Annotated in this window: 14 protein-coding genes and 2 pseudogenes; 7 read left to right on the top strand and 9 right to left on the bottom strand. The window is 70.9% G+C overall.

From position 1 onward, the window contains the following. Nucleotides 1-11 precede the first annotated feature (11 nt). The 3 genes from hrpA to ACN28F_RS03670 all read right to left on the bottom strand — a co-directional run bounded on the left by hrpA (nucleotide 12) and on the right by ACN28F_RS03670 (nucleotide 5,229). Nucleotides 12-3,986 carry an ATP-dependent RNA helicase HrpA gene (hrpA, locus tag ACN28F_RS03680; RefSeq protein WP_421356997.1) on the bottom strand — a complete coding sequence of 1,325 codons (3,975 nt, stop codon included), beginning with the start codon at nucleotides 3,984-3,986 and terminating at the stop codon, nucleotides 12-14. Nucleotides 3,987-4,072: 86 nt separating this feature from the next. Continuing rightward, nucleotides 4,073-4,825: a phosphotransferase gene (locus ACN28F_RS03675; protein ID WP_421361245.1), complete on the bottom strand. Its 753-nt coding sequence runs from the start codon at nucleotides 4,823-4,825 to the stop codon at nucleotides 4,073-4,075. Continuing rightward, on the bottom strand, nucleotides 4,774-5,229 hold the full coding sequence (locus ACN28F_RS03670; protein ID WP_421356996.1) for a hypothetical protein: 456 nt from the start codon (nucleotides 5,227-5,229) through the stop codon (nucleotides 4,774-4,776). Before ACN28F_RS03670 ends, ACN28F_RS03675 begins: the two co-directional genes overlap by 52 nt. 202 nt (nucleotides 5,230-5,431) lie before the next feature. Between ACN28F_RS03670 and ACN28F_RS03665 the strand changes: the two genes are divergently transcribed. Beyond that, entirely contained in the window at nucleotides 5,432-5,938 is a 507-nt protein-coding gene (locus ACN28F_RS03665) for a hypothetical protein (RefSeq protein WP_289206706.1), read from the top strand. 56 nt (nucleotides 5,939-5,994) lie between these two features. On the opposite strand, the pseudogene ACN28F_RS03660 reads toward ACN28F_RS03665, so the two are convergent. Further along, a pseudogene (locus ACN28F_RS03660) lies at nucleotides 5,995-6,735 on the bottom strand (class I SAM-dependent methyltransferase); the annotation flags it as partial. Between the two features lie 70 nt (nucleotides 6,736-6,805). Further along, nucleotides 6,806-7,219 carry a hypothetical protein gene (locus tag ACN28F_RS03655; RefSeq protein WP_421356995.1) on the bottom strand — a complete coding sequence of 138 codons (414 nt, stop codon included), beginning with the start codon at nucleotides 7,217-7,219 and terminating at the stop codon, nucleotides 6,806-6,808. Nucleotides 7,220-7,379: 160 nt separating this feature from the next. Between ACN28F_RS03655 and ACN28F_RS03650 the strand changes: the two genes are divergently transcribed. The 3 genes and pseudogenes from ACN28F_RS03650 to ACN28F_RS03640 all read left to right on the top strand — a co-directional run bounded on the left by ACN28F_RS03650 (nucleotide 7,380) and on the right by ACN28F_RS03640 (nucleotide 9,068). Then, a complete protein-coding gene (locus ACN28F_RS03650; RefSeq protein ID WP_289206704.1) occupies nucleotides 7,380-8,198 on the top strand; it encodes a helix-turn-helix domain-containing protein in 819 nt (272 codons plus the stop codon). Then, nucleotides 8,158-8,358 (top strand): DUF397 domain-containing protein, encoded by a 201-nt coding sequence (locus tag ACN28F_RS03645; protein WP_289206703.1) that lies wholly within the window; start codon nucleotides 8,158-8,160, stop codon nucleotides 8,356-8,358. The genes ACN28F_RS03650 and ACN28F_RS03645 overlap by 41 nt, the downstream gene beginning before the upstream one ends. A gap of 164 nt (nucleotides 8,359-8,522) precedes the next feature. Continuing rightward, nucleotides 8,523-9,068, top strand: a pseudogene (locus tag ACN28F_RS03640) (histidine phosphatase family protein). A gap of 26 nt (nucleotides 9,069-9,094) precedes the next feature. On the opposite strand, the gene ACN28F_RS03635 reads toward ACN28F_RS03640, so the two are convergent. Together ACN28F_RS03635 and ACN28F_RS03630 are read right to left on the bottom strand one after the other, a co-directional pair. Further along, nucleotides 9,095-9,970 (bottom strand): RluA family pseudouridine synthase, encoded by an 876-nt coding sequence (locus ACN28F_RS03635; protein ID WP_421356994.1) that lies wholly within the window; start codon nucleotides 9,968-9,970, stop codon nucleotides 9,095-9,097. 84 nt (nucleotides 9,971-10,054) lie between these two features. Next, the gene (locus ACN28F_RS03630; protein ID WP_289211011.1) at nucleotides 10,055-10,735 is read right to left on the bottom strand and encodes a hypothetical protein; all 681 of its coding nucleotides are present in this window, start codon (nucleotides 10,733-10,735) and stop codon (nucleotides 10,055-10,057) included. A 168-nt stretch (nucleotides 10,736-10,903) separates the two neighbouring features. On the opposite strand from ACN28F_RS03630, the gene ACN28F_RS03625 reads away from it, so the two are divergent. Continuing rightward, entirely contained in the window at nucleotides 10,904-11,749 is an 846-nt protein-coding gene (locus ACN28F_RS03625; protein ID WP_289206701.1) for an alpha/beta fold hydrolase, read from the top strand. A gap of 52 nt (nucleotides 11,750-11,801) precedes the next feature. Continuing rightward, nucleotides 11,802-12,323 (top strand): hypothetical protein, encoded by a 522-nt coding sequence (locus tag ACN28F_RS03620; protein ID WP_289206700.1) that lies wholly within the window; start codon nucleotides 11,802-11,804, stop codon nucleotides 12,321-12,323. A gap of 16 nt (nucleotides 12,324-12,339) precedes the next feature. Here ACN28F_RS03620 and ACN28F_RS03615 read toward each other — a convergent pair whose 3' ends face one another. Next, nucleotides 12,340-12,546, bottom strand: a complete 207-nt coding sequence (locus tag ACN28F_RS03615; protein WP_289206699.1) for a DUF397 domain-containing protein — start codon at nucleotides 12,544-12,546, stop codon at nucleotides 12,340-12,342. Beyond that, nucleotides 12,537-13,322 (bottom strand): helix-turn-helix domain-containing protein, encoded by a 786-nt coding sequence (locus tag ACN28F_RS03610; RefSeq protein ID WP_289206698.1) that lies wholly within the window; start codon nucleotides 13,320-13,322, stop codon nucleotides 12,537-12,539. The genes ACN28F_RS03615 and ACN28F_RS03610 overlap by 10 nt, the downstream gene beginning before the upstream one ends. A gap of 165 nt (nucleotides 13,323-13,487) precedes the next feature. Between ACN28F_RS03610 and ACN28F_RS03605 the strand changes: the two genes are divergently transcribed. Continuing rightward, nucleotides 13,488-13,850 (top strand): hypothetical protein, encoded by a 363-nt coding sequence (locus tag ACN28F_RS03605; RefSeq protein WP_289206697.1) that lies wholly within the window; start codon nucleotides 13,488-13,490, stop codon nucleotides 13,848-13,850. Nucleotides 13,851-13,853 lie beyond the last annotated feature (3 nt).

Genomic DNA, 13,853 nt, shown 5'->3' with positions numbered 1-13,853 from the left:
CACCCGACGGCTCAGTCCGCCGTTTCCGCCTCGTCCATCATCCGGTAGATCCGCTGCTCCGACACCGGGTACGGGGTGCCCAGCGCCTGGGCGAACACGTTCACCCGCAGCTCCTCGATCATCCAACGGATCTGCCGGGCGGCCTCGGTGTGATGCCGGGCCGGCGGCAGCCCGTCGAGCAGTTGCTGGTACTCCCGGCGTACCGTGTCGATCCTCGCCTGCTGGTCGCGGTCCCGGCGCGGATTCTGCGGCAGCTTCTCCAACCGGCGGTCGATCGCGGTCAGATAGCGGGGCAGGTCCGCCAGCCGCGCGTACCCGGTGACCGTCACGAACCCCGGGAAGACCAGCGCGGCGAGCTGGTCGCGGATGTCGGTCAGCGCCGCGACCAGGGCCAGGTCGGTGGTACGCCCGAGTCGCTGCTGCACGTCGTGCGCCGCCGCCAGCACCCGGCGTACCCGGTTGACCACCTCGACGGTGGTGTCGACCAGCCCGGCGCGGACCTGCTCGCGCAGCGCCGCGAAGCCGTCGGCGTCCCAGGCCGGCCCGCCCGCGTCGGCCATCAGCTTGTCGACCGCCGCCCCGGCGCAGTCCTCCAGCAGCTCCACCACGTTGCGGTACGGGTTGCGACTCAACGCCAACTTGTCCTGGTTGGACAGCCGGCCGGCGACGAACTTCGCCGGCGACGGCAGGGTGATCAGCAGCAGCCGCCGGGTGCCCGCCCACATCGACCGGTCCCGGGCGGCGGCCCGGTCGAAGACCCGGACCGCCACCGAGTCACCCTCGTCGACCAGCCCCGGGTACGCGGTGACCCGGTAGCCGGCCCGGTCCTGCTCGACGCTGCGGGCCAGGGTGCCGATGCTCCAGTCCCGCAACCCCCGGCGCTCCACGTCCGGCGCGGCGGCGGCCACCACCTTGCGGACCTCGGTGGTCAGCTGCCGGCGCAGCGCCGCGAGGTCCTTGCCCTCGGCGACCGGCTTACCGTCGGTGTCCACCACCCGGAACGTCACCCGCAGATGCGCCGGCAGCCTGGTCAGATCCCAGGCGTCGTGCGGCACGACCACCCCGGTCATCCGGCGCAGCTGCCGGGCCAGCGCGTCCAGCAACGGCTCGGCACCCGGGGTGATGGCGGCCAGCGCCGCGCGGGCGAAATCCGGCACCGGTACGAAGTTGCGGCGCAACTGCTTCGGCAGCGACCGGATCAACGCGATGACCAGCTCCTCGCGCAGGCCGGGCACGTGCCAGTCGAAGCTGTCGTCGGAGACCTGGTTGAGCATCGCCAACGGCACGTCGACGCTGACCCCGTCGACGGCCGAGCCCGGCTCGAACCGGTACGTCAGCGGCAACGCCATCCCGTCGGAGTGCCACTCGTCGGGGTAGTCGGCCGGGTCGACCCGGCCCTTGCCCTGGTTGACCAGCATGTCCCGGTCGAAGGTGAGCAGGTCGGGCCGGTCCCGGCGGGCCTGCTTCCACCAGGAGTCGAAGTGCCGACCGGAGACCACGTCGGCGGGCAGCCGCTGGTCGTAGAACTCGTAGAGGGTCTCGTCGTCGACCACGATGTCCCGCCGGCGGACCCGTTCCTCCAGCTCACCGACCTCGTCGAGCAGTGCCCGGTTGTCGTGGAAGAACCGGTGCGGGGTGTGCCAGTCGCCCTCGACCAGGGCGTGCCGGATGAACAGCTCCCGACTCAGCACCGGGTCGACCCGGCCGAAGGTGACCTTGCGGCCGGCGGCCAGCGGTACGCCGTACAGGGTGACCTTCTCGTAGGCCATCACCGCCGCCTGCTTCTTCTCCCAGTGCGGCTCGCTGTACGAGCGTTTCACCAGGTGACCGGCGAGCGCCTCGACCCACTCCGGTTCGACCTTGGCGACCGTACGGGCCCACAGCCGGGACGTCTCGACCAGCTCGGCCGCCATCACCCAGCGGGGTGGTCTGCGGGCCAGCGCCGAGCCGGGGAAGATCGCGAACTTGGCTCCCCGGGCACCCAAGTACTCCGGCTTGGCCGGGTCCTTCACCCCGACGTGCGACAGCAGACCGGCCAGCAACGACTGGTGTACGGCGGCCGGCGCGGCCGGCTCACCGCCCCGGTCGACCGGCACGTTCATCGACCGCAGCACCTGCCGGATCTGGCTGTGGATGTCCTGCCACTCACGGACCCGCAGGTAGTTGAGGAACTCGGCCCGGCACATCCGCCGGAACGCGCTGCCGGAGCGTTCCCGCTGCTGCTCCCGCAGGTGGCGCCACAGGTTGAGCAGGGCGACGAAGTCCGACTCCGGATCGGCGAACCGGGCGTGCGCCTGATCGGCCTGGGGTTTCTGCTCCGCCGGCCGCTCCCGGGGATCCTGGATGGACAACGCGGCGGCGATCACCGACACCTCGTCGACGCAGCCGTTGCCCTCGGCCGCGAGCACCATCCGGCCCAGCCGGGGATCCACCGGCAGCTGCGCCAGCCGCCGCCCGACAGCCGTCAACCGGGGCGGCAGGCCCGGCGCGGGCGGCTCGATCGCGCCCAGCTCGTGCAGCAGCGCGACGCCGTCGGTGATCTGCCGGCGGTCCGGCGGCTCCACGAACGGGAACGCGGCGATGTCACCCAACCCGATCGCGGTCATCTGCAGGATCACCGAGGCCAGGTTGGTCCGCAGGATCTCCGGATCGGTGAACTCCGGCCTGGACTCGAAGTCGGCCTCGTCGTACAGCCGGATGCAGATCCCGTCGGAGGTACGCCCGCAGCGGCCCTTACGCTGGTTGGCCGACGCCTGCGACACCGGCTCGATCGGCAGCCGCTGCACCTTCAACCGGTTGCTGTAGCGGGAGATCCGCGCCGTACCCGGGTCGATGACGTACTTGATGCCCGGCACGGTCAGCGACGTCTCGGCGACGTTGGTCGCCAACACCACCCGCCGACCCGGATGTGGCTGGAAGATCCGGTGCTGCTCGGCGGCGGACAACCGGGCGTACAGCGGCAGGATCTCGGTGTCGCGCAGCCGGGGCCGGTTGGCGACCAGCTTGCCCAGCGCGTCGGCGGCGTCGCGGATCTCCCGTTCGCCGCTGAGGAAGACCAGGATGTCGCCGGGGCCCTCGTCGGCGAGCTCCTCCACCGCCGCGCTGATCCCGTCGACCTGGTCGAGCGTCACCGTGCCCGGGGTGGCGTCCGGGTCGTCCGGGTCGACGGTCTCCCGCAGCAGCGGCCGGTACCGCACCTCCACCGGATAGGTCCGCCCCGACACCTCGACCATCGGCACCGGCGGCCGGCCCGGCTCGCTGAAATGGTCGGCGAAGCGCTGCGGGTCGATCGTCGCCGACGTGATGACCACTTTGAGGTCGGGGCGGCGGGGCAGCAACTGCTTGAGGTAGCCGAGGATGAAGTCGATGTTCAGGCTGCGCTCGTGCGCCTCGTCGATGATCAACGTGTCGTACTGGCGCAGCATCTTGTCGTGCTGCAGCTCGGCCAGCAGGATCCCGTCGGTCATCAACTTCACCAGGGTCTGGCCGCCGACCTGATCGTTGAACCGGACCTTGTAGCCGACCACGTCGCCCAGCGTGATGCCGAGCTCCTCGGCGATCCGGTCGGCGACGGTGCGGGCGGCCAGCCGGCGCGGCTGGGTGTGCCCGATCAGCCCGCGCACCCCACGACCCAGCTCCAGGCAGATCTTCGGGATCTGGGTGGTCTTGCCCGAGCCGGTCTCACCGGCCACGATCACCACCTGGTGGTCGCGGATCGCCGCCGCGATGTCGTCGGCGCGTTCGCTGACCGGCAACCCGGCGGGGTAGCTGACCTGCGGCACCGCGTCCCGCCGTCGCTGCACCGCCTGCTGCGCCGCCGCGATCGAGGCGGCGATCTCGCCCAGCGCGGCCTGCCGGGCCTGCGGATCCCGCACCTTGCGCACCCCGTCGAGGCGCCGGCGCAGCCGCTGCTCGTCACGAAGAGTCAACTCGGGGAGGAGTGTGAGCAGGCCAGCGGGGTTCGGCGCAGGGGAGGGCGGGTTCATGGCGTTGACCACGATACCCGCCGCTCCCGGCCCGGTCGCCCGGGTTTCCGGCCGCCTGTCTCTGGTGCAGGCCACCTGTCCCGGGTTCAGGTCACCGCGTCGAGCAGGCGCTCCAGGGTGGTACGGGTCGGCAGGTGCGTCAGCAGGTGGTGGACGCTGCGGTCGGCGTACCGCCGATCTTCGGCCGTCCCCGCCGCCAACGCCGCCTCGACCTGCTCGCAGACGTAGTTGATCAGACCGGTCGCCGCGCCCCGGAAATCGGCCAGGCACAGCGTCGGTGCGCCCCCGGCCCGCTGCCGGTAGCCGTCGATCAGCGCCCGCGCACCGACGGCGTCGACCCGACTGTGCGGGGCGACTGCCCAGTCCAGCAGGGCGTTCGCCAACTCCCAGGCCGGCGGCTGGCCACCGGCGTGTTCCCAGCCGACGACGACGAGGCGACCGTCGGGGGCGAGCCGGGTCTGCGCCGGCCCGAACGTGTTGTGGGTCAGCACCGGATCCGGCACGGGCACGTCGCGGCCGATCGCCGCCAGGTCCTCCAGGGCCGGCACCGCCGCCGCCAGCTGACCGGCCCAGGGCGCCTGCCGGGCGGTCGCGGTGCCAGACAGCCCGGCCCAACTGGCCGGGCCGAGGCGTCTGGCGTGCCACGGGCTGACCCGGTCGACCGGCAACGCCAGGCCGTGCAGCGTGGCGAGCACGTCGCCGGCCGCACCGGCGACCACCGCACTCACCGGGGCCGCGAGCGGCGGCCCGGCCGGCAGATCCCGGTACGCCCGCCAGCGGTGACCACCTACGGACTCGACGATGTTGCCGTCGCGGCTGCGTACCGGGGTCGGCAGCAGCCCACCGGCCGCTGCGGCGGCCAGCTGCAGGTGTCGGCGTCGACGATCGGCAGCCAGGTGTCCATCGTACGGACGGTGAAGCGTCCCCGGTCGGTGGTGATCGACCAGCGGCGGCCGATGTCGTCCGGGCGGGCCAGCGAGCGCATCGGGCCGACGACGGTGCCGAGGCCGAACCGGTCGGCGACCGCCCGGGCGAGGGACGGATCGGCCGTGTCGGCCCGCCCGTGCATCCGGTCGACCTCGGCCTTGAGCTCCGGCCAGGTACGGAAGCCGTACTGACCGGCCAGCGTCGTCTGCGCGTCGGCCAGGGTCACGGTCGGATCGACCTCACGCAGCCCGGCCAACAGTTCCTTGGCCTGCTGCCGCAGGTGGTGCAGGTGTGGGTTGTCGGGGAGCGTCTTCATGGGAACCTCGCTCTGTGACCCGGACTCGCACGGGCGGATTCAGAGCTGCGGTGTCCGTCGCTCGAACCTCGGACCTGGGGTGGCTTCGAACCTTCCGGCGAGTCTCGGCGCGATCCCCGACGCGCTGTCGGCCAGTGTAGCGGCCCACGCCAGCCGGTGCTGGGGAGCGTGGATCTGCTGGAGCGCAGGTAGCGTCGACGCCATGGCTTTTCCGGCCGTCCGCCTCATCGGCTGCTTTCCCGAGGCTCACGGGTTCGTGCTGCTCGACCCCGCACGCCTCGACCGGCACCTCGGTGCCGACAGTGCGGGCCGCGACCTGCTGGAGCTGTTCACCACCACCGATGCAGGTGACGCGGTCGTCCGGGCAGGCATCGCGATCCCGCTGATGGGTGTGGACGCCGGGTACTACACCGTACTGGTGCGGCACGTCGGGGATCCTGCGCCGTGGCCCGCACCTGCCCTTTCCTCGCCAGGCGGGGTCCTGGGCACGGAGACCGGCTCCCTGCTGCTCTGCGGCGCTGGCTACCTCACCCGCTGGACGCCGGGCCATCCGCGACACCGCCGCGTGAGCGTGCCACCGGGCTGGTACACCACCGAGATCCGACGGTACGACCACGCGGAGGGCACCGACGACGCGGCGTACGAGTTCCGGCTGACTCCCACCCCGGCCAGACGGGTGTCACCCGGTCCGCCACAGCGGATCCGGTGACACCCGCCTGCACGCGCGGTCCGCTGCAGCCGAGTTCCAGCCAGCTGGACCGGGAGTCAGGTGACGAGCAGGCGGAGACCAAGCTCAGCGGCGTCGAGCGCGGTCAGGTCACGGTTGCGGTCGGCCCACCGACCTGAGGCAAGGTCGGCACGCAGGTCGCGTACTGCCCGCTGCTCGACCTCGGGCCCGACTCTGCCCCAGACGGAGGTTCCCCGACGGACCTGCTCGTCGAGGTATGCCTCGGGGCGGCGCCAGTAGGCCTCGAAGAAGCCGTCGGCACAGTCCCATGGAACGAGCACCGGTTCCGCGCGTGCCCCGATCGTGTCGGCCAGCTCGGTGATGGACGGCCGGCCGACGAGAAAACCGGCGACCTCCGGCAGATAGTCGCGGATCAGCCAGAAGCGACGGTGCCAGCCGGATTCGCTGGTGTCGTGGGTGAAGACCACCACCCGGCGGGCCACCCGTCGCAGCTCGCGCAGTCCGGCGATCGGGTCCGGCCAGTGATGGATGGTGGCGAACGCCATCGCCGCGTCGAAGGACCGGTCCGCGAACGGAAGGCGCTCGGCGGTAGCGGCCACGCAGGGTGCCGCACCTGCGGGACGCTGTGCCCGCATCAGCGCCGATGGCTCCACTGCGGTGACGGCCCGGTCGGTGGGCTCGTAGGAGCCGGTGCCGGCCCCGACGTTCAACACCGTCCGCGCATCGCCGAGCGACGCCCAGACCTGTGCGGCGATCCGTGGCTCGGTCCGCCGCGTCACGGTGTAACCGGCCCCGATGGAGTCGTACAACTGCGTGCCAGACATGCCAGCGACCGTACCGGTCAGTGATGGTCTCGGAGCGCTCCGTCGCTCGCTCCTGCGCCCGTGCTCATGCGTCGGTGTCGTCGCTCGGGTGGTCGGCGGGCATCAGCCCGGACAGGTGCAGCACCGCCCGGACGCGCCGCGCCGAGCCAGGGTCCCACCGGTCGAGGATGGCGAGCGCCCGCAGTGACGGCCGGCACGATGCGACCACCCCGCCGCACCGGTGGCACTCGCCGGTGGTCCGGTTCGGGATGTGGGTCCGGGCGGTCTCGTTGGCCTGCCGGATCGCCGCCTCCAACGCGGGAGAGCGTGGCGGGGCGCCGGCGAGCTGGAACGGCCAGTCGCGGTCGGGGTCGGTCTGCCCAGGGGTACGCCTGGGCAGCGGAGGCCGGTTCGGGGTCGGGTCGACATTGCGTGGCGTACCGATCGAGGTGTACCGGGCGAGCTTGGGTGTCCCGCCGATTCCGTCGTTCCTTGGCACTGTTCCCCCTACGTGGAGAGTGCGATTCGGAAGACCCGGAGGGGTAAGTTTGCCGACCGTCCCCTCCGGGTCTGATTTCCACCCTGGACCATCCGCCGCCCGTTCGGGTATGTGTGGGGTTGTAATAGGGTCACTACAGATCTCGCTGGGGGAGACGTGAATGGCGATCATGAATGAGTTTCGGCACACCCTGCGGTTGCGGCGGACCGAGAAAGGGCTGTCGCAGGACGCTCTCGGCTCGCAGGTGCACGTGACCGGTTCGCAGATCGGTCACTACGAGACCGGGCGGTCGCTGCCACCGGACGACGTGGCGGTCAACCTGGACCGGGTGCTCGGCACCGGCACCGAGCTGCGGGATCAGGCCGCGCGGGCCCGCGACGAGGCGGTCGCCCCGTGGATGCGGCCGTGGAAGCTCAACGAGTCCCGCGCGGTGCAGCTGCGCTGGTTCGAGCATTCGCTGATTCCGGGCCTGTTGCAGACCGAGGCGTACGCCCGGGAGGTGATTGCCGCCGGGACGCACACCGAGGTGCAGGTCGAGGAGATGACCCGGGAGCGGCTGGAGCGGCAGGCGGCGGCCCTGGAACGGGCGCACCCGCACCCGGTGCCGCTGACCGCGATCATCGGCGAGGCCGCGCTGCGGATCGGCCCGCCGACGATCATGAAGGACCAGTTGGAACATCTGGTCGACATCGGCCATCGGCAGACCGTGCACGTCCGGGTCCTGCCCTTCTCCGCCGGGCTGCATCCGGGCCTGACCGGGGCGTTCGTCTTGGCGACCCTGCCCGACGGTGGGACGGCGGCGTACATTGAAGACCAGACTGCGGGGCGGGTCTGCGAGACCGCGGACAAGCTCCGCCATCTGGTGCTCGCCTGGGAGATGATCTGCGCGCGGGCACTACCCTGTGACCAGTCCCGTGACCTCATCCTGAAGGTGATCGATGAGCATGAGCGAGCCAGTGTGGCGCACCTCCACCCGTAGCGGCAGCAACGGCGGCGCCTGTGTCGAGGTCGCCGACAATCTCCCCGGCCGGGTCCTCGTCCGGGACACCAAGGACCGTGCCGGCGGGACGTTGACTTTCGCCCCGTCGGCCTGGTCCAGCTTCGTCGCCTCGACCAAGCGTCCCACCGTTGCCGCCTGACCGGACCACCAGTCGCGTTTGATGATCAGGTGAGGCTCATCCACGTCATCATCGACGATTTACGTGGATGAGCCTCACCTGATCATGTTCGGCTCAATGGGTGAGGTGCAGGAGGCGACGCACCACGTCGACGGACTGGGGTCGGTGGGTGGTTCGATTCCGACCTGACTGAGCGCAGCGCTACCCAGGCCGAGCGGATCGCGCAGGCGCTCGCCGGGCGGTTGGCGGCCGATGCCGCCGTCGAGGTGCGCTCGTCCGACCTGCTGCGCGCCCGGCGCACCGCTGAGGTAGTCGGGAAGCGGCTCGGGGTCTAGGTGCAGCTCGACGCCGACCTGCGTGAGAAGTTCTACGGCGAGGCTGGTGGGCGTCCGCAGGCGTGGCTGGACGAACGCTTCATTGCACCGCCCGTCGTGGGGGAACGGATGCGTCACGACGAGGGGATCTCCGGCGCTGAGACGAGATGGGACCTGGCTGTGCGGGCCTACGCCGCGCTTGAGCGCATAGTGCACTCAGGAGCAGACCAGCAGGTCGTGGTGACCCACGGAGGCACGGCCACCTTCCTGGTCACGGCCTGGATCGGCGTGCCGATCGACTCAGCAGGTCTGGCGAGTTTCCGCTTCTCTCCCGGAGGCATCACCCTGCTGCGCGAAGACGACTACTTCCACAACCGTACGGTCGTGCAGCTCAACGGTCTCGATCATCTGGTCTGATACCCGAGTTCAGCTCCGAGTCCGGGTCAGCCCTGGGCGCGGAGCCGCCGGTACGCCGCGTCCAGCTCCGCGACCGATGGTGCGCCGGTGGGCAGCGGCTGCCAGAAGTCGGCGTCGGGGGTGGCCGTCACGTCGACCCGGTTGCCGTCGGCGGTGTCGAAGCCGAGCCGCCAGGCGTGCAGATACGTGCGTAACCCATTGGCGGCGGCCGTACGGTCGAACAGCGGGTCACCGACGATCGGGTGCCCGATCCAGGCCAGGTGCACCCGGATCTGGTGGCGTCGGCCGGTGAGCGGCGCGACGGCGAGCAGCCGGTGCGTGGCGTCGGCCGGGTCCGCCGTACCGGCGTCGGTTGCCGGCGTACCGGATCCGGTGGTGACCCCGTCGGACCCGGCGGTGACGTCGGTCAGCCGGCTCTGCGACGGATAGGTCTTGACGTGGTCGAACTCGGCCCCGGCGGGGAGCGACCAGCGTGCGGTGGTGGCGTCGAAGCCGATGTCGGCGCGGTTGCCGGCGACCCGGACCCGGTTCTTGCGGCCGACGCTCAGCGGCAGGTCGACCACGCCGACCTCGGGCAGCGCCGCGCGAGCGGCATCGGTGGCGGAGCCGACGTCGGCGGCGGCGACCACGGCCAGATAGACCTTTTCCACGGTACGGCGGTTGAACTGCCGGGTCAGGTCGCCGTGATGGGCCAGCTCCTTGGCGAACAGGATCGCCCCGGAGGTGTTCTTGTCGATGCGGTGCACCGGGAAGACCGGCTCACCGGCCTCCTCGGCGAGGCGGGCCAGGTCGGTGCCGTGCCGCTCGCCCATCACCGACACGCCGGGAGGCTTGCTCAGCACCAGGGCGGTGTCGTCCTCGAACAGGACGGCACCGGCGCGAAGTTCGGTCCACAGGTTCACCGGTGCCCGAGGATACGCCGCACGTGGCGGCGTGCCCTCGGCGCACCCGTGATCGCATCAAGGGGCGATGGTTGCCTGGACGACTCAGGCGGTGGTGGACCAGATCGCGGTGAATGCGGCGGCCTCACCGGCCAGCCAGCGCTCCACCTGGTCGGGGCGGGAGGTGACATCCGGACGCCGGAACGTGGTGCCGCGTCGCAGGTCGACCAGGACCGGCTCGGCACGCGGCAGCACCTGGTCCATGTGCCGGGCCATCAGGTGCAGGGTCGCGGTGTACGCGTCGGGGCTCGGTGGCTGATCGTCGAAGTGGATCCGGACCGCTTCGGCGTGCCCGTCGGCGTACCGCAGGCCGAAGTGTGGGTTGATCTTGACGGGGAGGTTGCCGACCATGCCCAGGGCGTCGTGGGTCTGTGCCAGCTCCACCTGGCTCAGGTCTCCCAGCGTCTCCAGATAGCGCTGGGCACCCGGGACGAGGGTGGCGTACAGCGGCTGCCAGCGCTGGGCGACCTGCCCGACCACGGCGGCCAGGTGGCTGCCGCCGGTGCGGAACCGGATGTCGGCCTTGAGCGCCTTGACCAGTTGCCCGTGCGGGTTGAACCCGGAGCGGCTGGCCCGCTGCCGGCGCAACCCGCCGACGAAGGTCGCCTTGGCCGGCCCGGACTGCCCGACATACCGGGTGAAACCGAGCAGGGTCGCGTACGGAACCGGGGTGGGGTTGGTCGGTGCGGCGGTAGGGCTCGAAGTGGCGGCAGGAGGGGGTGCGATCACGGCGTTCCTTCCCAGGTCAGGAGCCGGATTAGTACACCCATTCTAATCGAGAAGTGACGCTGCGCCCAGTCTTTGATCACGCTGCGCCGACGGCGTGGTTGACAAGCCTGGCTAATGCTGTTAGCTTACTAGCTATCTAAATTAGCTAACGGTCTGGAGGTCGTGATGACCGCGTACCTGTCCCTCGACGGCGGGCGCATCGCCTACGAGGTCACCGGCGACGGCCCACTCGTGGTCCTCGCGCCCGGCATGGGCGAGAGCCGCTCCGCGTACCGGTTCGTCGTCCCGCAGCTGGTCGCGGCCGGCTACCGGGTCGCCGCCACCGACCTGCGGGGCACCGGCGAATCCAGTATCGGCTGGCCGGCGTACTCCCGTACCGACATCGCCGGCGACCTGGTCGCGCTGATCCGGCACCTGGGTGGTCCGGCCGTGCTGGTCGGGCACTCGATCTCCGGCGGGGCGGCCACCATCGCCGCTGCCACCGCGCCCGAGCTGATCACCGCCGTTGTCGAGCTCGCACCGTTCACCCGGAAACAGTCGATCAGCCTCGGCGATCTGCGCGTCAAGCGGTACCGGCAGGGCATGACCCGGCTGCTGGGCGCGGGCATGTTCGGCAGTGTCGGACAGTGGCTGCGCTACCTCGACGTCGCCTTCCCCGGGCGCCGGCCGGCCGACTGGTCCGAGCAGCTGGCCCGGACCGAGGCCCGCCTACGTGAGTCCGGCCGGATGAAGGTCCTGCAGAAGATGGGCCAGTCCAGCCCGGCCGACGCCGGAGCGCAGCTCGGCAACGTCCGCAGCCGCGTACTGATCATCGAGGGGACGCTCGACCCCGACTGGGCCGACCCGCGCGCCGAAGGTGAGGCGATCGTCGCGGCGCTGCCGGCCGGCCTCGGTACGGTGGCGAACATCGACGGAGCCGGGCACTACCCGCACACCCAGTTCCCCGACGAGGTGGTCGCGCACATCCTTGCGTTCCTCGCCGAGACGGCCCGGGTCGAGGACCGGTCCTGACCGATCCGAGAACCCGTCCTGACCGGACACCGCAGGGTGGCATCATCGGCAGATGGACAGCGCGGCGATCCGGGGCAACGTCCGTACCGTCGTCGGGCTGGTCGGTGTCGCGTTGGTCCTGGCCGCGGTCGTCAGCCTGACGCCGCGCGGTGGGCCGGCGGCGGCCGGGTCGTGGCAGCCGCCCGCTGGTCATGTCCTCGCGGACACCGTCGAGCTGGGCGACGACCGCGCGTTGCGGCTGTGGACGAAGCCGGGCGCGTGGTACGTGGAGCGCCTGATCGACGGGCAGCACGAGGAAATCATCGGCGCCAGCGTCGGAGGTGACCGGTACACCGTCACCGAGGTGTTCGAGGCGTACGTCGGCACCGTCCCGCGCGCCGAGGCTCAAGCGGTCTCGGTCCGGTCCCCGGGCGGTGCGGCGGTCCGCGCCGAGGTCAATGACGGCGTCTTCATCGTCGGTGGCCGGGTCGCCGATGCGGGAGAGAACCGGTTGCTCGTCACCACACTGGACGCGGCCGGCGTGCGGGTCGGCGGTGAGACCGAGGTCCCGATCGCCGGGCGTCCAGTGCGGTGACGAACAGGTGGCGGTGCTAGCGGGTGGATCGCCCGGTCGGGTCGGACCTGGTCGCGGAAAGGAACGCCGACCAGGCGGTCGGTGCGAAGGCCAGCGTGCCGCCGTCGCGGTCCTTGGTGTCCCGGACCAGCACCCGCCCAGGCAGGTTCTCGGCGACCTCCACGCAGCTTGTGCTGTCGCTGTGCGTGCTCTTGTGCCACCGGGGCGCGGTGCTTATGTCCATCTCTCAGCCGTCCTCATGATCAGTTCTAGGCTCTGCGGGCCAGATAGAGCGTAGTCGCGGATGCTCTCCCAGGTGCGTTCCAGACTGGTCGCGTCGTCCGGATTTTCTACGACTCGCCCCTGCAGGTAGCCCTCCAGGTAACCGACGGATCTGCCGTCGACGGTGGCGATGACGAACGGCCCGTCCAGCCCCGGGTACGCCCCGGCATCGGCCGGGACCACCTGGACCCGGATATTGGGCTGCTCGCAGGCGGCGACGACCGCCGTGAGTTGTTCGTGCATCACGCACGGGTCGCCGACCCGGCGGTGCAGGACGCTCTCGTCGATCACGGCGACGAGTTGGCACGAGTCAGGCAGCCGGTGGAGGATCTCCTGCCGGTCGAGCCGGGTGGCCAACGCGACGTCCATCGCCTCGCCGCGCACGCCGTACGCCATCAGCACGGCGCGGGCGTACGCCTCGGTCTGCAGCAGCCCGGGCACCGCCAGCGGTTGGAAGACCCGGATGAGGGTCGCCTTGCCCTCCTGTTCGATGAACGGTCGGTACCAGACCGGGGCGCGTTCGCCGACGACGAATTCGCGATAGAATTTCACGAACGCGGTGCCGAATGCCCGGTCCACCGCACTCAGATAGTCGGGTAGCGCCGGCCGTTCGCCGCGTTCGATCGAGCCGACGTGTGATGTCGAGAAGTGGATGCGCTCGCCCCACGCTTCCTGGGTGAGCCCGAGCATCTCACGGACGCGGCGCAGTTCTCCTACCAGATATTCACTCCCGCTCACAATACCTTCACATCCCTCAACTTACCGCTGTTATGTATGTGATCTTGCGAGCGTCACCGGCTCGCTACACCAGGTCATCGCCTATCTTCCATTGATGCCATCCCACAGTCCAGGGTGGAAGACGACGGCGGACGTCCGGTCCGCGACCGACCTGGGAGGGACCAGATGCTGAGGAACGACGGAATCGGCGGCACGCCACGTCTGGCCCGCTACACCGCGATCGGCGTACCGCGCGGCAACCGGCACGCCGAACCGACTCCGAACCGGGCTGCGTTGCTCAAACGCAACCCCGGGGTCGCCGTGCTGCACCGGGCCCGCGACATCGTCACCACGCACCTGCCCAGCCGGCTCGGCGAATGCCGGGTGTGCGGGGCGGCGGCCATGTGCGAACCATTCACCAAAGCGATGGCCGTGCTGGACCGCTGGGATCCGGTGCGCGCCCGCCGCGTCCGGTCGGTCCTGGAGTACGCCGGCCTGTGGCCGGACGCCTCATCCGGCCCGCCGCCGGAGGCCGACCGTCAGAGCTGACCG

The sequence above is a fragment of the Solwaraspora sp. WMMA2101 genome (assembly GCF_049179175.1).
Lineage (GTDB): Bacteria > Actinomycetota > Actinomycetes > Mycobacteriales > Micromonosporaceae > Micromonospora_E.
Note: the sequence above shows the minus strand (reverse complement) of the source record. Positions and strands in the feature narration are given on the sequence as shown.

Excerpts from the sequence above, each read along its gene's own strand:
- ACN28F_RS03670 (WP_421356996.1), bottom strand. The coding sequence starts at position 5,229 with ATGAAGACGCTCCCCGACAACCCACACCTGCACCACCTGCGGCAGCAG.
- ACN28F_RS03615 (WP_289206699.1), bottom strand. The coding sequence starts at position 12,546 with ATGGACATAAGCACCGCGCCCCGGTGGCACAAGAGCACGCACAGCGAC.
- hrpA (WP_421356997.1), bottom strand. The coding sequence starts at position 3,986 with ATGAACCCGCCCTCCCCTGCGCCGAACCCCGCTGGCCTGCTCACACTC.
- ACN28F_RS03645 (WP_289206703.1), top strand. The coding sequence starts at position 8,158 with ATGAGCATGAGCGAGCCAGTGTGGCGCACCTCCACCCGTAGCGGCAGC.
- ACN28F_RS03650 (WP_289206704.1), top strand. The coding sequence starts at position 7,380 with ATGGCGATCATGAATGAGTTTCGGCACACCCTGCGGTTGCGGCGGACC.
- ACN28F_RS03625 (WP_289206701.1), top strand. The coding sequence starts at position 10,904 with ATGACCGCGTACCTGTCCCTCGACGGCGGGCGCATCGCCTACGAGGTC.
- ACN28F_RS03620 (WP_289206700.1), top strand. The coding sequence starts at position 11,802 with ATGGACAGCGCGGCGATCCGGGGCAACGTCCGTACCGTCGTCGGGCTG.
- ACN28F_RS03665 (WP_289206706.1), top strand. The coding sequence starts at position 5,432 with ATGGCTTTTCCGGCCGTCCGCCTCATCGGCTGCTTTCCCGAGGCTCAC.
- ACN28F_RS03605 (WP_289206697.1), top strand. The coding sequence starts at position 13,488 with ATGCTGAGGAACGACGGAATCGGCGGCACGCCACGTCTGGCCCGCTAC.